The organism is Micromonospora rosaria (assembly GCF_001567585.1).
Classification (GTDB): Bacteria; Actinomycetota; Actinomycetes; order Mycobacteriales; family Micromonosporaceae; genus Micromonospora; species Micromonospora rosaria.
Genome location: NZ_LRQV01000040.1, coordinates 33,900 through 50,577 on the forward strand (window position 1 = coordinate 33,900; position 16,678 = coordinate 50,577).

Genomic DNA, 16,678 nt, shown 5'->3' on the forward strand with positions numbered 1-16,678 from the left:
ATGGACGCCACGACCCTCGCCGACGCCACCAGCGCCGCCGACATCCCGGGCGTACGCCTGCTCGGCCTGGTGGTCGGCGGGCTGCTCCTGTTCGCCGCGATCCGGGCGATGTTCGGCCGCCGCTGACCCGCCCCGACCGACCCCCACCCCGCCCACCCCGCCGCGCCGCCCCTCGCCTCCGCCGCGTTGATCATGGGGTTAGCGCTGCGACAAGCCGGGGGAAGAGCCGTCAACCTCATGATCACGGGGGAGGTGGTGGGGGCGGTGGGGGGGAGTGGGGGGAGTGGGGGGAGCGGGTGGGGGTGTGGGGGGTGGCGGGTGGGGTACCGGCGTTGGTGGGGCCCGGCGCAGCGGGGCGACCTGGGCCGGCGAGGGGGAACGATGAGGATCGGCTACTTCCTGTCCAGCGAGGAGTTCGCCCCGGCGGAACTGCTGGCGCAGGCCCGCGACGCCGAGCGGGCGGGGTTCCAGGCACTGTGGATCTCGGACCACTACCACCCGTGGGTGGACGCGCAGGGGCAGAGCCCGTTCGTCTGGTCGATGATCGGCGCGCTCAGCCAGGTCTGCGCGCTACCGGTCACCACGGCGGTGACCTGCCCGACCATCCGCATCCACCCGGCGGTGATCGCGCAGGCGGCGGCGACCAGCGCGGTCCTGCACGACGGGCGCTTCGTGCTCGGCGTCGGCTCCGGCGAGGCGCTCAACGAGCACATCCTCGGCGGCGCGTGGCCCGGTGCGGGGGTCCGGCTGGAGATGCTGGAGGAGTCCGTCGAGGTGCTGCGCGAACTCTGGCGGGGCGGGTTCGTCACCCACCGGGGCCGGCACTACACCGTCGAGCAGGCCCGGATCTACACGCTGCCGCAGACGCCCCCACCGGTCTACGTCTCCGGGTTCGGCCCGAAGGCCGTCGACCTGGCCGCCCGCATCGGCGACGGGTACGTCAGCACGATGCCCGACGGCGACCTGGTCCGCCGGTTCCGCGACGGCGGGGGCGGCGACAAGCCCTGCCAGGGCGGCTTCAAGGCCGCGTACGCCGACAGCGAGGACGAGGGCGTCCGGATCGCGTACGAGCGCTGGCCCAACGCCGGGGTGCCCGGGGAACTGTCCCAGGTGCTCCCCTCACCCCGGCACTTCGAGCAGGCCGCGCACCTGGTCCGGCCGGAGATGATGCGGGAGTCCTTCGTCTGCGGCAACAGCGCCGACGCGCACCTGGCGCGGATCGACCAGTACGCCGAGGCCGGCTTCGACGAGGTGTACGTGGCCAACACCGGCCCGCACACCCGGGGCCTGTTCGACCTGTACCAGCGAGAGATCTTCCCCCGCCTCCGGCGGTAAGGAAGGGCCCCCTGTTAACGCATACGGATGGGAAGGGGCCCTTCCTAACACGAATCCTCACCGAGGGCGCGGCGGAGCCGGTCGTAGCCGGCCGGGGTGCCGATGCCGGCCCGCTCGTCGGGGTGGTCGACGTAGTGGCGCAGCACGTCGGCGAGGAAACCCGGGTGCACGTTCACGTAGTCGAGCCCGATGCGGGGCGAGCGCCGCGAACCCCACCGCAGTCCCCATCCGGTGACCAGGTCCGGGTACCGCACGTCGAGGTCCAACGCCCGGCCGGCGGTCCAGGCCCCGGGGGTACCGGGGGCGAGGGCGGCCCAGGGGATCGTCCGGGCGCCGAAGGGCTCGCGTACCTCGACGCCGGTCGGGGTCAGGCCGACGCCGGTCCGGCCCCGGACGACGGCGACGACCTGCGCCCCGAGCACGGCGGCGAACAGCGCCGTGAACGGGACCAGGTACAGCTGCCCCAGGTACCAGGACAACCCCTCGGCGCTGGCCTCGGCCCACTGGTCGACCGGCCCGACGACCAGAGTGCCGAAGCTCATCAGGAGCACGACGCTGAACCAGCCGAGCGTCCGGTGCGGACCGGCCCGGAAGGCGGCCGTCCCCGACGTCCCCGTGACCACGGCGAGGGCCGCCGACCGTTTCCGGGCGTCCATGCCGGTGACCACGCCGACCAGGGCGGCCAGGGCCAGCGCGTACGGCACCGAATGAACCGTCAGCCGCGCCGTCAGGTCGGGCGGTTCCCCGCCGATCCGCAGCGCCGCCCACGCCACCAGAACCCCGGCCGCCGTGGCGACCAGCCACCGGTTCGTCCGCGTCGCGTCCGGTCGCCGTCCGTCGGCCCGCCCGGCCGGGTCGCCCGCCATCGTCATGCGCCCATGATCGGGTACGCCGTCCACAGTGCCCGGTGCGGGCGGATCGATACCGGTCGACGGTTTCGCCGCCGGAGGCGTCGGGTACCTCCGGTCCTCGATGAAGCTGTCGACCCACTCCACGACCCTGCGCCGCGCGGCGCGCAGCCTGTTCGGCTGGACGCGGCTGCGGCCCCACCAGCTCGCCGCCATGCGGGCGGTGATGAAGCGCCGGGACGCCCTGGTGGTGCTCCCCACCGGCGCCGGCAAGTCCGCGATCTACCAGATCCCGGCCAGCCTGATCCCGGGGCCGACGGTGGTCATCTCCCCGCTGCTGGCGCTGCAACAGGACCAGATCGCGGCGCTCAACGAGCGGCAGCGCCCCGAGTTGCGGGCGGTGCGGATCAGCTCCGACGAGTCCGCCGCCCAGCAGGCCGAGGCGGTCGCCGAGATCCGCGAGGGCCGCGCCGAGTTCCTCTTCATCACCCCGGAGCAGCTCGCCAACCCGGACCGGCTGGCCGAGGTACGGGACCTGGAGCCGGCGCTGGTCGCGATCGACGAGGCGCACTGCATCTCGGCGTGGGGGCACGACTTCCGCCCCGACTACCTGGCCCTGGGGCACCTCATCGAGGGCATCGGCCGCCCGCCCGTGGTCGCCCTGACCGCCACCGCGTCTCCCCCGGTCCGCGACGACATCATCGCCCGGCTGCGGCTGCGCGACGCCGAGGTGGTGGTCTCCGGGCTGGACCGACCGAACCTCTTCCTGGAGGTCGCGCACTGCCCCACCGAGGACTACCGGTGGCGGCGGCTGGTCGCGCTGCTGCGCGACGACGAACGCCTCGGCATCATCTACGTGCCGACCCGGCGCTCCGCCGAGGAGCTGGCCGCGCGGCTCACCGACGCCGGCTTCCCGGCGCAGTTCTACCACGGTGGGATGGCGACCGGGGCCCGCGCCCAGCTGCACGAGGCGTTCCTCGCCGACCAGGTGCCGATCATGGTGGCCACCTCGGCGTTCGGCATGGGCATCGACAAGCCGAACATCGCCTGGGTGGTGCACATGGCGCTGCCCGACTCGCCGGACAGCTACTTCCAGGAAATCGGCCGCGCCGGCCGCGACGGTCAGCCGGCCCGGGTCCTGCTGCTCTGGCAGGCCGAGGACGTCGGGCTGCAACGGTACTTCAGCGGTGGCCTGCCGGACCGCGACGAGCTGCACCAACTGGCCGCCCTGATCCGCAGCCGGCCGACCACCCGCAAGGACCTGCGCGCCGCCACCGGTCTCGGCCCCCGCAAGCTCGGTCACCTGCTCGGGCTGCTGGAGCAGGTCGGCGCGGTCGAGCCCCGCCGGGGCCAGCGGATCGGCGCGCCCCGGTACGGCCCGCAGCCGGCCGACGCGGCGGCAGCAGCCCTGGCCGAGGCGGAACGCCAGCAGAGCGTGACCCGGTCCCGGACCGACATGATGCGCGCCTTCGCGGAGACCTCCGGGTGCCGGGGGCAGTCGCTGCTGGCCTACTTCGGCGAGCAGATGGCCCAGGTGTGCGGGCACTGCGACAACTGCCACGCCGGGACCAGCGTGGCCGACGACGGCGCGGGCGGCCCGTTCCCGGTGCACAGCCAGGTCCGGCATCCCGAGTGGGGCTCCGGCATGGTGCTCAGCTACGAGGACGACCGGATGACGGTTCTCTTCGACGAGGTCGGGTACAAGACGTTGTCCGTGCGCGTGGTGTCCGAACAGAGCCTGCTGACGCTCGGCTAGCCTGAGCCGGGCCCGCGCCCGGGGTGGCCGCCCGCCACGCGCAGCCGTCCGCAGGGCTCCGGGTTCTTCCGCGTGTCGACACAGCTGAGAGGGGCGTTGTCGTGATCGAACAGCCGGCGTACACCGGGTTCGGTTTCTCCGACGAGGAGTGGGGCCTGCTGGTCGGCCTGCCGCAGTCGGTGCTGAGCGCGGCGAGCGCCGCCGAGTCCGACGGCAGCCGCCGGACCAGGGCCGAGAGCGCGGCCGGGCTGGAGGGCATCGCCGCCGGCCGGGAGTCGGCCAGCCCGCTGGTCGCGGCGGTCGCCGGGGAGGTCGTGGCCCGGGTCGGGGACCCGGAGGCCGGTGCGGAGCTGCCGGTCGTCGCCCCCGCCGACCCGGCGGCCCTGATCGACGACGTGCTGGCCCGGTCGGCCCAGGCCGCCGCGCTGCTGGCCGCGAAGGTGGACGAGGGCGAGGCCGGGGCGTACAAGCACTGGCTGGTGGAGATCGCCGACCAGGTGGTCGGGGCCGCCGCCACCGGCGGGCTGCTCGGCCTCGGCGGCGACCAGATCAGCGCCTCGGAGCGCCAGTTCCGCGACCGCCTCGCCCAGACCCTCAACGACTGAGGTGTAAGGAGGGGCCCCTTATTAACAGACGTCTGTTAATAAGGGGCCCCTCCTTACACCTTCAGCGGACGCGGCGGGGGAAGAGGACGGCGGAGGCGGTCACCGCGAGCGCCAGCAGGGCCAGGCACCAGGCGACCGCCTGGAGGGGGGCGCTGCCCGGCGGGGTGCCGAGCAGCAGGGCCCGCAGCGACTCGATGACCGGGGTGACCGGCTGGTGTTCGGCGAACCCGTGCAGCCAGGTCGGCATGGTCTCCACCGGCACGAACGCGCTGCTCGGGTAGGGCAGGAACATCACCACGAAGGTGAACCCGCCGGCCGCCTCCGGGGTCCGGGTGAGCAGCCCGAAGGTCGCGGAGAGCCAGGAGATCGCCAGCAGGAACAACAGCAGCAGCCCGGCGGCGGCCAGCCAGCGCAGCGGTTCGACGGCCGGCCGGAAGCCGATGCCCACCGCCACCGCCAGCACCAGCACGGTGGAGACGCTGTTGCGCACGATGCTGGCGACGACGTGCCCGCCGAGGATCGCCACCGGCCCGACGTCCAGCGTCCGGAACCGGTCGATGACGCCGTTGGCCAGGTCGGTGGTGACGCTCACCGCCGTACCCGCCGCGCCGAAGCCGGCGCAGAGGATCAGCACCCCGGGCGCCACGTAGGTGACGTACCGGGTGCCGGTGTCGATCGCGCCGCCGAACAGGTACACGAAGATCAGCATCAGCATGACCGGCAGCAGCAGCGACATGAGCAGGGCGTCCGCGTTGCGCCGGGACAGCCGGACGCAGCGGGCGACCAGGACCAGCGCCCGGACCGCCGCCGACCCGCCCCGGGCCGGGCCGGACGGTACGCCCCGTGCCGTACCGTCCGGCCCGGTCGGGCCCCCGTTCCGCGCGGACCAGGCCGTCGGGCCCTTCGCGACCAGCTCAGACATTGGTCACCTCCGGTCGGGTGGCGGCCGGCGCGGCCGGGTGGCCGGTCAGGGCCAGGAAGACGTCGTCGAGGGTGGCGCCCCGGACGGTGAACCGGACGACCGTGCGCCGGGCGGGGTCCACCTCGTCGAGCAGGTCCCGGATGTGCGGGGCGCTGCCGTCGGTGGCCACCCCCACCTCCAGCCGACCCGGATCGTGGTGCACCACCCGGGTGCCGAGCCGGGCGCGGGCCTCGACGAGGCTGGCGTGGTCGCGCAGCCGCAGGTCGAGCCGCTGCGCGCCGAACCGCTCCTTCAGCTCGGCGGGGCTGCCCTCGGCGACCAGCCGGCCGCCGTCCAGCACCGAGACGGTGTCGGCGAGCTGGTCGGCCTCCTCCAGGTACTGCGTGGTGAGCAGCACCGTCGTGCCGCCCCGGGCCAGGTCCGCGATGACCGTCCAGAGCGCCTGGCGGCTGCGCGGGTCCAGCCCGGTCGTCGGCTCGTCGAGGAAGATCACCGAGGGCTCGCCGACCAGACTGGCGGCCAGGTCGAGCCGGCGGCGCATGCCACCGGAGTAGCCGGCGACCCGCCGTCCACCGGCCGCGCCGAGATCGAAGCGGTCGAGCAGGTCGGCGGCCCGCCGCCGGGCGTCGGCCCGCCCCAGCCCGGCCAGCCGGCCCATCATCCGCAGGTTCTCCACCCCGGTCTGCTCCTCGTCCACGGCCGCGTACTGACCGGCCAGGCTGATCCGGGAGCGGACCTGCCGCCGCTCGCGGACCACGTCGTACCCGTCGATCCGGGCCGCGCCGCCGTCCGGGGCGGTGAGCGTGGTCAGGATACGGACGGTGGTCGTCTTGCCGGCCCCGTTCGGCCCGAGCAGCGCCCGGACGCTCCCCCGGGCCACCCGCAGCGTCAGGCCGTCCAGCACGACGGCCGTTCCGTAGGACTTGCGTAGCTCGACGGCCTCCACCGCCGGGGCTGATGTCATTCCTCACCCTCCGTGTTCTGCGTACCACATACGCTGTACTGCTTACACCGTACGCAGAAGTTAGGATGACGGTCAAGCGAGGACGAGAGGTGCGGATGAGCGACGCGGACGTGGAGCTGCCCGAGGGCATCGAACTGGCCTGGGGGCTGCGGGAGCGCCCCGGCAAGGGCCCACGGCGGAGCCTGACCCTGGAGCAGGTGGTCGCGGCCGGCATCGCCGTCGCCGACAGCGAGGGCCTGGCCGCCGTGTCGATGAGCCGGGTCGCCGGGGAGGTCGGCGTGGCGACCATGTCCCTGTACCGGTACGTGCCGACCAAGAGCGACCTGCTCGACCTGATGCTCGACACCGCCTACGGCGGCCCGCCGGACCCCCTCGACCCCGACGCCGGGTGGCGACCGGCGCTCGCCCACTGGGCCACCGAACTGCTCGCCCGGATCCGCCGCCGCCCCTGGGTCCGGCACGTCCCGGTCGGCGGCCCCCCGATGGGCCCCAACCAGGTGCGCTGGCTGGAGCAGGGGCTGGCCGCGCTGCGCGACACCGACCTGCGCGGCACCGCCCGGCTCTCCACGATCTTGCTGCTCAGCGGGTACGCCCGGACCTGGGCCTCGCTCACCCTCGACATGGCCGAGGCGGCGGTCGGCAGCGGCGTCACCCCGGACGAGGCCGGGGAACGCTACTGGCGGCAACTCGAACGGCTGACCCGCACCGGGCCGTACCCCGAGCTGCGCCGGCTGATGGCCGAGGCGGCGCAGGACGGCGACGACGAGGAGCTGGACGCGGAGTGGCGGTTCGGGCTGGACCGCATCCTCGACGGCGTCGCCGCGCTGGTCCGCGACCGCCCCGGCGGCTGAGCCGGGTCACGGGTCGACAGGGCTGCCAGCCGGGACGTCGTCCGCCGGAGACTGCTCCCGGCCGCACCAACCGGGCGGGCGGCGGCGCGCGGTGGCGCGGTCAGCGGCGCGATGCGTCACGGACGGTCAACACCTCGGCATCCATCGTCAACCCGGCACCGGCAGACTGGTCCCGACACGGCCGGTCGGGTGCCGGCACCGGTACCGGGACCGGCCGTGAACGGGGGACCGTGGCGAGGCGTCCACCGACGAGCGTCGGTGGGCGGCCCGCCCGGTCGACCGTGCGGCCCCGCTCCCCCGCCCGCCCGCCGCCCGCCGGCCCGCTCTCCCCGCCCCGGCCCGCTCTCCCCGCCCCGCCACGTCACGCCCCGCCACGTCACGCATCGGTCAGCAGGGCGAGCACCGAGCGCTCCGCCGCCGCCCGGGGCGCGCCCGCCACCACCTGCGCCACCACCCCGTCGTGGTACAGGTCGACGATCCGGGGGTCGACGTAGGACGTCCGCGCCACCGTCGGGGTGTTGCCGAGCAGGTCGGCGACCTCGCGCATTACCGCGGCCACCGCCCGGCGGCGGGCCGTCGCCGAGCGCGGCCGGTCGGCGGTGGCCAGTGCGGTCGCGGCCAGCACGGTGGCGTGCCAGGTCCGGAAGTCCTTGGCGGTCATCTCCCCACCGCTGGCCACGCGCAGGTACCCGTTGACCTCGTCGCTGCGCACGTCCCGCCAGGTCCGGCCGTCCCAGTAGCCGAAGAGCTGCTCCGCCGCCCGACGCCGCCGACGCAGGTCGACCAGCACCCGGCACAACTGCGGGTCGTCGATCCGGCGGACCTGCTCGACGCCGCCCTTGGCGGGGAACTCCAGGACCACGCACCCGCGCCGGGAACGGGCGTGCTCGGGGCGCAGCGTCGCCACCCCGAACGTGGGGTCGTCGCCGGCCGCGTACTGCGTGCTGCCGATCCGGAACGTCCCCATGTCCAGCAGCCGGGCCACCGTGGCCAGCACCCGCTCCCGGCCGAGCCCCCGGCCGTCCAGGTCCCGCGCCACCCGGTCGCGCAGGTCCGGCAGGCGCCGGGCCACCTCCAGGACGTGGTCGAACTTCGCCTCGTCCTGCCGGCGCCGCCACTCGGGGTGGTACAGGTACTGCTTGCGGCCGGCGGCGTCGATGCCGGTGGCCTGGATGTGCCCGTTCGGGTACGGCGAGATCCAGACGTCCCGCCAGGCCGGCGGGACGACCAGCTCCCGCAGCCGGGTCAGCTCGTCGGGGGCGCGCACCGGGGCGCCGGACGGGTCGAGGAAGGCCCAGCCCCGGCCGCGCCGCCGTCGCCCGTACCCCGGTCTGCCCGGATCGCTACGCCGCAACCGCACCGGACCCACGCACCGCCCGTTCCACCTCGTCCACGGCGGCCAGGACCTCCTCGACCCGCAGCGCCGCCAGCCGTGGATCGGTTCCTACCCCGCCGCCGGCCGCGCCACTCGCCGGCGCGACGTGCAACGCCCGGTGCCAGGGTCGTTCCGGCGGCGGCCCCCAGCGCTCCGGCGGCACCGGCCCGAAGAGGACCACCGAGGCGGTGCCGTAGCCGGTGGCGAGGTGGGCGATCCCGGTGTCGCCGCTGACCACCAGCCGGGCGTCGGCGACGAGGGCGGCGAGCCCGGCCAGGTCGGTCCGCCCGGCCAGTACCGACCCGGCCGGCAGGCCCGCCCGCCGCGCCACCCGGCCGGCCAGCTCCCGCTCCCCCGCCGACCCGGTCACCACCACCCGGTGCCCCCGGTCGGCCAGCGCGGCGGCGACGGCCGCGAAGCGGGCCGCCGGCCAGCGCTTCGCCGCGATCTTCGTACCGGGGTGCACGACGGTGACCCCGGCCGGCGGTTCGGTGCCGGGCGGCCGGCGCAACGTCAGGTCGGCGGGGTCGGCCGGGATGCCGTACCAGTGCAGCAGCCGGCACCAGCGGTGCACCTCGTGCTCCGTGGCGTCCCACGCCGGCCCGGCGTCGTGCCCGGCCTCGGGGCAGCGGAAGGCGAGCAGCCGACCCGGGCCGGTCGCGGCGAGCAGCCGGTGCGACCGGGGGCCCCGGCCGTGCAGGTTGACCGCGAGCGCCGGTGCCGGGCCGGGCCAGGCCGGGGCCGCGTCGAGGCCGTCCAGCGGGACCGTCCGGTCGACGCCGCCGACCAGGTCGACCAGCGGGGCCAGCCAGCCGGGCACGGCCACCGCCAGCTCCCGACCGGGGTACGCGGCCCGCAGCCCGCGCAGCGCCGGCACCGCCGTGGCCAGGTCGCCGACGCCGAGGGCCCGCAGCACCAGGATCACGGGTACGACGACTCCTGCTCGGCGCAGACCACCATCTCCCGGACCGCGCACCCGGGCGGCTGGGAGAGCGCGAACAGGACCGCCGCCGCCACGTCGGCCGGCTCGTTGAGCGCCGCGTCCGGGCCGGGGCGGTACTGCGCGTCCCGGTCGTCGAAGAACGCGGTCCGCATCCCGCCGGGGATCAGCAGGGTCACCCCGACCGAGCCGGCGAGTTCGGCGGCGAGGGCCCGGGTGAACCCGACCACGCCGAACTTCGCCGCGCAGTACGCGGTGGCGTCGGCGACCGCCTTCACGCCGAGCGTGGAGGCGACGGTGACGATGCTGCCCCGGGCGTGCTCCAGGAACGGCAGCGCGGCCCGGATCACGGCGGCGGTGGCCAGCAGGTCGACGGCGACGATCCGCTCCCAGGTCTCCCGGGGCAGGTCGGCGAGCTTGCCGGGCACGTCCGTCCCGGCGGCGGTGACCACGGCGTCCAGGCCGCCGGAGCGCTCGGCCAGCCGCCGGGTGCCCTCCTCGGCGGCCCTCGTGTCGGCGAGGTCGCACTCCACCCACGGCACCCCGTCCCCGGGCGGACGCCGGTCGAGCACCAGCGGCCGGCCACCGGAGCGCGCCACGGCGGTGACCACCGCCGCGCCGAGCCCGCTGGACCCGCCGGTGACCAGCACCGTCGGCCCGGCCCCGGGGGGCGCGCTCACCGGGTCCGCCCCACGCTCGGGCGGGCCGGCGTCGTCGACAGGCCCGGCTCCCGGCCGCCGCCGGAGCGCGCCGCGGCGATCAGGTCGGTGGTGGAGCGCCCGTCGAGGTACGGCACCACCACCGTGTGCCCGCCCCACCGGCGCAGGATGTCGGCCTCGGGCAGGGCCGGTTCGTCGCCCGCCCCGGTGGCGTAGTCGCCACCCTTGACCCACACGTCGGGGCGCAGCCAGGACAGCGCCGCGTGCGGGGTCGACTCGTCGAAGACCAGCACGGCGTCGACACAGCTCAACGCGGTGAGCAGCCGGGCCCGGTCGGCCTGGGACACCACCGGGCGGTCGGCGCCCTTCAGCCCCGCCACACTGGCGTCGGAGTTGAGGCAGACGATCAGGCAGTCACCGAGGTGGCGGGCCGCCTGCAGGGTCGCCACGTGACCGGCGTGCAGCAGGTCGAAGCAACCGCCGGTGGCCACGACGGTACCGCCGGCCGCGCGTACCCGCGCCGCCACGGCGGCGGCCGGGCCGACGCCGACGCGGTCCCCGACGGCCAGCGGCGTACCGGGCCGGTCCGGGGGTGGCGCCGGTCGGGCCGGGGCCGGCAACGCGCCGGCCACACCCCCGCCCGCCACGTACGCGCAGGCCTCCGCCACCGCCCGCTGCACCGCCTCGGAGACCAGGGCGCCCTGGGCCAGGGCGATGGTGGCGGTGGCCGCGAACCGGTCGCCGGCGCCGCAGGTGTCCCCCTCCGCGCTGGCCGGGGTGGGCACCATCAGCGGGGTCGAGCCGGCGTGGCTCAGCAGCGCGCCGTCGCCGCCGAGGGTCACCGCGACCGCGCCGGCCCGCCACCGTTCCCGCAGGCCCTGGGCCGCGCGGGAGGCGGTGGCGAGCCGGGAGCCGCCGGGCGCGACCTTCGCCAACTCGCGGGCCTCCGCCTCGTTCGGCGTGGCCAGGCGCACCCCGGGCACCGGGGCCGGGCCCCGGGGGTGCGGATCCCAGACCACCGGCGCGCGGGTCGCGGCGAGCGCGGCCCGCAGCGCCGGGTGCCGGGCGACACCGCGCCCGTAGTCGCTCACCAGCACCGCACCGGCGACGGCGATCAGCCGGAGCACCGCCTCGCCGGGATGTCCCGGCTCCTGCGCCCCGCCGCCCCGGTCGTGCCGCAGCAGCACCCGCCCCCGGGCCCGCAGCCGGATCTTCTCCGCGGTCGCCCCGGCCAGCGACAGCGGGTACACCTGCACTCCGGCGGCGGTGAGCAGGCTGCTGAGCCGGGCCCCACCGGCGTCGTCGGCGAGCGCCGTGACCAGGGCCACCTCGGCGCCCTGGGCGGCGGCGAAGACCGCGGCCAGGCCCGCGCCGCCGGGCCGGTCGACGGACGCGGTCTCGTCGAGCACCGGCACCGGGGAGTCCGGACAGAGCCGGTTCACCACCCCCTCCACGTCCCGGTCCAGCAGGGTGTCCCCGACCACCACCACGGGTCCCGTCACGATCGCCTCCCTCGCGTACCCCGGTCCGCCGGCCGCGTACCCCGGTCCGCCGGCCGGCCCTCCACCACCACCTCGACCCCGGTCCGCACCGGACCGGCCCCGGCCGGCTCGTCCCCCGCATTGACCGGTGCGCCGGCCCGACCCGGCGCCCCACCGGCCGGCTCCGCCGTCGCGCCCGGCGTCAGGTCGACCGGTACCGCCGCCGCGCCCGCCGCCAGGCCGGCCGGTACGGCCTCCGCGCCGACCGGGCCCGGGCCGGTGGCCGGGGCGGTGCCGGCCGGGGCGGTGTCGGCCGGGGCGGTGCCGGCCGGGGCGGTGTCGCCGACGGCCAGCAGCCCGGACCGGGCGGCCCGCACCGCCGGCAGCGCCCGGTCGACGTACTCGCAGAGCAGGTGCGTGGAGACCAGGTGCAGCTCCTGCACCACCTGACTGTCCGGGGAGTCGATGGCGAGGGTCTCGTGGCAGGCGTCGGCCAGCGGGTTGGGGGTGGGACCGGTGAACGCCCAGCAGCGCAGTCCGGTGTCCCGCCCGGCGCGGGCGGCGGTGATCAGGTTCGGACTGCTGCCGCTGGTGGACATCAGCAGCAGGACGTCCCCGGGCCGCCCGTGCGCCCGGACCTGACGGGCGAACGCCTGCTCGTACCCGTAGTCGTTGGCGATCGCGGTCACCGCGGAGGTCTCCGCGTGCAGGGCGATCGCGGACAGCGGCTCCCGGTCGTCGCGCAGCTTGCCGACGAGTTCGGCGGTGAGGTGCTGGGCCTCGGCGGCGCTGCCCCCGTTCCCGGCGACCAGCAGCCGCCCGCCGAGACCGAGGTGCCGGGCCAGGTCGACCCCCCACCGGGCCAGCAAGCCGGCCGACTCCCGGTACGGCAGCAGCGCGGCGGCCAGGTGCGCCAGGTGCTCGTCGAGCAGGTTCCGCCCGGCTCCCGGCGCGCCGTCCAGCGGGTCGGGCGAGCCGGCCGGGCCGGGCCGGACGGGGGTACGCCGCATCAGGCCACCACCCGGGTCGGCCGGCGTACCGTGGCCACCTCGTGGTACACCTCGGCCAGCCGCTCGGCGGCCGTCGCCCAGGAGTAGCAGCGGCGGGCCCGCTCCAGCGCCGCCGTGGCGTACGCGAACCGGCGGATCCGGTCGGTGAGCAGCCGGTCGATCGCCTCGCCGAGGGCCCTCGGGTCGCGGGCCGGCACCAGGTCCCCGGTGACCCCGTCGACGACGGTGTCCCGGATGCCGCCGACCGCGGTGCCGACCACCGGGATGCCGCAGGCCATCGCCTCCAGCGGGGTCAACCCGAACGGCTCGTACCAGGGGGCGGCGACCAGCACGTCGGCGGAGCGGTACCAGCGGCCCATCTCCTCCCGGGGCACCGCCCCGACCAGCCGGACCCGGTCGGCCACCCCGCACGAGCCGGCCAGCGCCCGCAGCCGGCGGGCGTACGGGTCGGACTCCAGCAGCCCGGCCGGCGGGCCGCCCACCACCACGCACTCGGCGTCGGGGACCAGTTCCATCGCCCGGATGACGGTCTGGAACCCCTTGCGCTCCACCAGCCGCCCGACGGTGAGCACCCGGGGCCGGTCGGGATCGATCTCGGCGGCCGGGCCGAGCGGGGCGAAGGTGCCCAGGTTCACCCCGGACGGGATCACCGTCATCCGGGACCGGGGCACCCCGAGGCGGACCAGTTCGCCCACCTCGTCGGAGCACTGGGCGATCACCCGGTCCACCGAGCGGCCGAGTTCCCGCTCGTAGGCCACCCGGCGGGCCGGGCTGGTGTCCTGCACCCCCTGGTACCGGCGCTTGACCGTGCCCAGCGCGTGGTACGTCTGCACCACCGGCACCCCGACCTGCCGGGCGGCGGTCAGGGCGGCCAGCCCGCTCATCCAGAAGTGCGCGTGGACCACCTCGGGCACCCAGTCGCCGCCCCGCCAACGGTCGGCCAGCCAGCGGCTGAACGGGGCCATGTGCGGCAGCAGCGCGTCCTTGGCCAGCGGCTCGGCCGGCCCGGCCGGTACGTGCAGCACGTCGTAGCCGTCCGGGCTGCGGACCGTCACCGGCAGGTCGACGGCGTCCTGGCGGGTGTAGACGCGGACGTCGTGGCCGGCGGCGACGAGCGCGGCGGAGAGCTCCGCGACATGCGTGTTCTGGCCGCCGGCGTCCTCGCCGCCGAGGACGGCGAGAGGGCTGGCATGCTCCGAGATCATCGCAATGCGCATACTTCCTCCTCCAGCAGCCGGTCCCAGTCCGCGAGGAAACGGTCCAGGCCGTAGCGGGCCCGCGCGGCCGCGCGGGCCTCGGCGCCCGCCCGCCGGGCCACCGCCGGGTCGGCGATGAGCCGCCGGGCGGCCTCCAGCAGGTCGTCGACGCGGGTGGACAGGGCCCCCGCCTGCGGGGGGACCGCCCGGACCGCCTCGGTGGCGGCCAGGGTGACCACCGGCATCCCCATGGACATCGCCTCGATCAGGCTCAGCCCCAGCGAGGTCCACCGGCACAGGTGCAGGTACGCCCGCCGCCGGGCCAGCTCCGCGTGCATCCGGGCCTGGGGCACGTCGTCGTGGCTGGTCACCCGCTCCTCGGGGAGACCGAGGTGGGCGGCCAGGCCGGCCACGCCGAGGCCGTACACGTCGAGCGGGGCGACGGCGGCGAACCGGGGCAGCAGGTCGGTGCCGGTGACCCGCCACCGGCGGACCGGCTCGTTGATGACCACGGCGAGCCGGTCCAGGTCCCCGCTCCACTGCACGCGCGGCGGGACCACGCCGTGCTCGACGACCGTGGTGCGGGTCCGGCCGGTGTCCCAGAACAGGTCGTTGCAGTGGGTGACGTGGGTGACCAGCAGGTCGTCCCGGTCGGCCATCGGGTGCCGGGAGTTCGGGACGTTCCCCTCCTTCGGCGTGTTGTGCTCGACGTAGATCGCCGGCAGGTCCCGGCCGGGCCGGCGACCGGTCCACCGCTCGACCAGCTCCACCTCCTCCGGCCGTTGGAGCAGCACCACGTCCACCGGGGCGGCCCGCAGCTCCGCCGGGCCGACCTCGACGGCGCTGGCCGGCCACGGGTACGTGCGGGCCCGGCCGAGACCGTACGGGCCCCGGTCGGGCGTGGTGGGGATCAGGTACCGGTGCCGGCCGTGCACGAAGGCCGTGGTCCAGGAGCCGTGCACGTGCCAGAGCAGGACGTTCATCGGCCACCCCCGCCGCTGGTGGAGACCTGTCCGGCCCGCCGGTGGGCCGGCCCGCCCGACGCCGGACCGGCCGGCGGCACGGTGGCGGGGGCGGTCGGGCGGGGGCCGGGCACCGGCACGCCGAGCAGGCGTACCGCGTCGACCACGTCGGCCGGGTCGATGCCGGTCAGGCAGGGGTGGCCGGGGACGGGACAGGCCGCCGCCCGAGTGTCCCGGCAGGGCGCGGTCGGGTCGCCGAGCCGGACGGCGGGCACCCGCCACGGCCCCCACTGGCCGTACGGGACCGTCGGGGCGAAGAGGCTGACCACCGGTACGCCGAGCGCGGCGGCCAGGTGCGCCGGCCCGGTGTTCCCGACGACCAGCGCGTCGGCCCGGGAGATGAGGGCGGCGAGGTCCCCGATCCCGGTCCGGCCGCCGAGGTCCACCCCGGCGCTGCCGGCCACCCGGGCGGTCAGGTCCCGCTCGCCCGGCCCCCCGGTGACCAGGACCCGGTGGCCGGCCGAGGCGAGCGACCGGACGATCCGGGCCGCCAGCTCCGGCGGGCAGGCCCGCGCGCCGGCCGCCGACCCGGGATGCACGACCAGGTACGGCCGGGGCGGCCCGTCCCCGGCGGCGGGCGGCCGGATGCGCAGCGCCGGCTGGTCCCCCGGTGGCAGCGGGAACCCGGCCGCGGCGGCCAGCGAGAGCGCCCGTTCCGGCTCCGGCACGCCGGTCGGCACCCGGTGCCGCACGTCGAGCAGGCTGCCCGGGTAGTCGTCACTGATCGCGCTGACCCGGCCGACCCCGGCCAGCCGCAGCAGCAGGGCCAGGGGCAGCGCGGACTGGTGGTAGCTGGTGAAGACGACCGCCTCGTCCGCGCCGATCCGGCGCAGCCGGTCGACCAGGGCGGTCATTCCGGCCGGGTCCACCGGGTCCGGGGCCGGGTCGATCCAGGGCAGCGCGTGCTCGACGACGTCGGTCACCCCGGGCAGCAGCTCCGCCGCCGCCCGGCCGCGCGGCCCGCACAGCAGCACCACCCGGTCGGCACGCGCCGCCACCGCCCGGATCGCCGGCCCGGTGACCAGGACGTCCCCGGCGGAGTCGCTGCGCGCCACCAGCACCGTGCCGGCGCGACCCCGGGACGGCCCGGTGACCGACCGCTGCCGGTCGAGGATCTGCGCCACCGCCGACGGCAGGTCGGCGGCCACCCACCCGGCGGCGGCCACCTCGACCGGCCGGGTCACCGGCGTCGGCACCAGCAGACCGGTGGCGCCCGCCGCACCGGCGGCCACCATGTCCCGGCCGATGTCGCCGACCAGCACGCAGCGCGCCGGGACGGTGCCCAGGTCCCGGGCCGCCGCCCAGACCAGCCCCGGTGCGGGCTTGCGGCAGCCGCACCCGTCGGTGTCGTCGTGCGGGCAGACCTGCCAGGTGTCGACGTGTCCCACCAGTTCCTCGACCCGGGCGTTGACCCGCGCCAGGTCCCCGGCCGAGAAGTACCCCCGGGCCAGCCCCGACTGGTTGCTCACCACCCCGAGGCGCAGCCCTGCCGCCCGCAGCCGGTCCAGCGCCGCACGGGCCCCCGGCACCGGCCGCACCCGCTCCGGGTCACCGTTGTACGGCACGTCCTCGATCAGCGTGCCGTCCCGGTCGAAGAGCACCGCGTCGAACAGGACCGGGCCAGAGGCAGCCCGGTCGGCGTCGAACCGGACCGGCCCGGACCCGGCCCGGTCGGCGTCGAACCGGACCGGCCCGGACCCGGCCCGGTCGGCGT

The 16,678-nt window shown here is 76.6% G+C and carries 15 protein-coding genes and 1 pseudogene; 5 read left to right on the forward strand and 11 right to left on the reverse strand.

The genetic code is table 11. The features are described from left to right. Both AWW66_RS35975 and AWW66_RS13410 read left to right on the forward strand, forming a co-directional pair. A complete protein-coding gene (locus AWW66_RS35975) occupies window positions 1-126 on the forward strand; it encodes a hypothetical protein (RefSeq protein WP_281179592.1) in 126 nt (41 codons plus the stop codon). 255 nt (window positions 127-381) lie between these two features. Continuing rightward, window positions 382-1,335, forward strand: a complete 954-nt coding sequence (locus AWW66_RS13410) for a TIGR03557 family F420-dependent LLM class oxidoreductase (RefSeq protein WP_067365050.1) — start codon at window positions 382-384, stop codon at window positions 1,333-1,335. A 44-nt stretch (window positions 1,336-1,379) separates the two neighbouring features. On the opposite strand, the gene AWW66_RS13415 is transcribed toward AWW66_RS13410, so the two are convergent. Continuing rightward, window positions 1,380-2,207 carry a PH domain-containing protein gene (locus AWW66_RS13415; protein WP_067365053.1) on the reverse strand — a complete coding sequence of 276 codons (828 nt, stop codon included), beginning with the start codon at window positions 2,205-2,207 and terminating at the stop codon, window positions 1,380-1,382. A gap of 100 nt (window positions 2,208-2,307) precedes the next feature. Between AWW66_RS13415 and AWW66_RS13420 the strand changes: the two genes are divergently transcribed. Together AWW66_RS13420 and AWW66_RS13425 are read left to right on the forward strand one after the other, a co-directional pair. Continuing rightward, window positions 2,308-3,939 carry a RecQ family ATP-dependent DNA helicase gene (locus AWW66_RS13420; protein ID WP_067365088.1) on the forward strand — a complete coding sequence of 544 codons (1,632 nt, stop codon included), beginning with the start codon at window positions 2,308-2,310 and terminating at the stop codon, window positions 3,937-3,939. A gap of 101 nt (window positions 3,940-4,040) precedes the next feature. Beyond that, window positions 4,041-4,544, forward strand: coding sequence for a hypothetical protein (locus tag AWW66_RS13425; RefSeq protein WP_067365056.1), 504 nt, complete (start codon window positions 4,041-4,043; stop codon window positions 4,542-4,544). Between the two features lie 61 nt (window positions 4,545-4,605). Here AWW66_RS13425 and AWW66_RS13430 read toward each other — a convergent pair whose 3' ends face one another. Together AWW66_RS13430 and AWW66_RS13435 are read right to left on the reverse strand one after the other, a co-directional pair. Then, on the reverse strand, window positions 4,606-5,466 hold the full coding sequence (locus AWW66_RS13430; protein WP_083978468.1) for an ABC transporter permease: 861 nt from the start codon (window positions 5,464-5,466) through the stop codon (window positions 4,606-4,608). Further along, the gene (locus tag AWW66_RS13435; protein ID WP_067365059.1) at window positions 5,459-6,430 is read right to left on the reverse strand and encodes an ATP-binding cassette domain-containing protein; all 972 of its coding nucleotides are present in this window, start codon (window positions 6,428-6,430) and stop codon (window positions 5,459-5,461) included. The genes AWW66_RS13430 and AWW66_RS13435 overlap by 8 nt, the downstream gene beginning before the upstream one ends. 95 nt (window positions 6,431-6,525) lie before the next feature. Here AWW66_RS13435 and AWW66_RS13440 point away from each other — a divergent pair, with 95 nt between their 5' ends. Then, window positions 6,526-7,281 carry a TetR/AcrR family transcriptional regulator gene (locus AWW66_RS13440; protein ID WP_067365094.1) on the forward strand — a complete coding sequence of 252 codons (756 nt, stop codon included), beginning with the start codon at window positions 6,526-6,528 and terminating at the stop codon, window positions 7,279-7,281. 376 nt (window positions 7,282-7,657) lie between these two features. On the opposite strand, the gene AWW66_RS13445 is transcribed toward AWW66_RS13440, so the two are convergent. The 8 genes and pseudogenes from AWW66_RS13445 to AWW66_RS13480 all read right to left on the reverse strand — a co-directional run bounded on the left by AWW66_RS13445 (window position 7,658) and on the right by AWW66_RS13480 (window position 16,577). Then, complete coding sequence (locus AWW66_RS13445; protein WP_067365096.1) at window positions 7,658-8,641, reverse strand: DNA topoisomerase IB; 984 nt, start codon at window positions 8,639-8,641, stop codon at window positions 7,658-7,660. Further along, the gene (locus tag AWW66_RS13450) at window positions 8,625-9,581 is read right to left on the reverse strand and encodes a glycosyltransferase family 9 protein (RefSeq protein WP_067365062.1); all 957 of its coding nucleotides are present in this window, start codon (window positions 9,579-9,581) and stop codon (window positions 8,625-8,627) included. Before AWW66_RS13450 ends, AWW66_RS13445 begins: the two co-directional genes overlap by 17 nt. Beyond that, complete coding sequence (locus AWW66_RS13455; RefSeq protein ID WP_067365065.1) at window positions 9,578-10,276, reverse strand: SDR family oxidoreductase; 699 nt, start codon at window positions 10,274-10,276, stop codon at window positions 9,578-9,580. The genes AWW66_RS13450 and AWW66_RS13455 overlap by 4 nt, the downstream gene beginning before the upstream one ends. After that, entirely contained in the window at window positions 10,273-11,757 is a 1,485-nt protein-coding gene (locus AWW66_RS13460) for a PfkB family carbohydrate kinase (protein WP_067365068.1), read from the reverse strand. The genes AWW66_RS13455 and AWW66_RS13460 overlap by 4 nt, the downstream gene beginning before the upstream one ends. 218 nt (window positions 11,758-11,975) lie before the next feature. After that, a pseudogene (locus AWW66_RS32710) lies at window positions 11,976-12,746 on the reverse strand (D-sedoheptulose-7-phosphate isomerase); the annotation flags it as partial. Continuing rightward, window positions 12,746-13,963 (reverse strand): glycosyltransferase, encoded by a 1,218-nt coding sequence (locus AWW66_RS13470; RefSeq protein WP_067365070.1) that lies wholly within the window; start codon window positions 13,961-13,963, stop codon window positions 12,746-12,748. The gene AWW66_RS13470 and the pseudogene AWW66_RS32710, both read right to left, overlap by 1 nt. Next, a complete protein-coding gene (locus AWW66_RS13475; protein WP_067365073.1) occupies window positions 13,948-14,925 on the reverse strand; it encodes a glycosyltransferase family protein in 978 nt (325 codons plus the stop codon). Before AWW66_RS13475 ends, AWW66_RS13470 begins: the two co-directional genes overlap by 16 nt. Beyond that, on the reverse strand, window positions 14,922-16,577 hold the full coding sequence (locus AWW66_RS13480) for an HAD-IIIA family hydrolase (protein ID WP_245648247.1): 1,656 nt from the start codon (window positions 16,575-16,577) through the stop codon (window positions 14,922-14,924). The genes AWW66_RS13475 and AWW66_RS13480 overlap by 4 nt, the downstream gene beginning before the upstream one ends. Window positions 16,578-16,678 lie beyond the last annotated feature (101 nt).

Coding starts and splice junctions, on each gene's coding strand:
- AWW66_RS35975 (WP_281179592.1), top strand. CDS start 1: ATGGACGCCACGACCCTCGCCGACGCCACCAGCGCCGCCGACATCCCG.
- AWW66_RS13410 (WP_067365050.1), top strand. CDS start 382: ATGAGGATCGGCTACTTCCTGTCCAGCGAGGAGTTCGCCCCGGCGGAA.
- AWW66_RS13415 (WP_067365053.1), bottom strand. CDS start 2,207: ATGACGATGGCGGGCGACCCGGCCGGGCGGGCCGACGGACGGCGACCG.
- AWW66_RS13420 (WP_067365088.1), top strand. CDS start 2,308: ATGAAGCTGTCGACCCACTCCACGACCCTGCGCCGCGCGGCGCGCAGC.
- AWW66_RS13430 (WP_083978468.1), bottom strand. CDS start 5,466: ATGTCTGAGCTGGTCGCGAAGGGCCCGACGGCCTGGTCCGCGCGGAAC.
- AWW66_RS13435 (WP_067365059.1), bottom strand. CDS start 6,430: ATGACATCAGCCCCGGCGGTGGAGGCCGTCGAGCTACGCAAGTCCTAC.
- AWW66_RS13440 (WP_067365094.1), top strand. CDS start 6,526: ATGAGCGACGCGGACGTGGAGCTGCCCGAGGGCATCGAACTGGCCTGG.
- AWW66_RS13470 (WP_067365070.1), bottom strand. CDS start 13,963: ATGCGCATTGCGATGATCTCGGAGCATGCCAGCCCTCTCGCCGTCCTC.
- AWW66_RS13475 (WP_067365073.1), bottom strand. CDS start 14,925: ATGAACGTCCTGCTCTGGCACGTGCACGGCTCCTGGACCACGGCCTTC.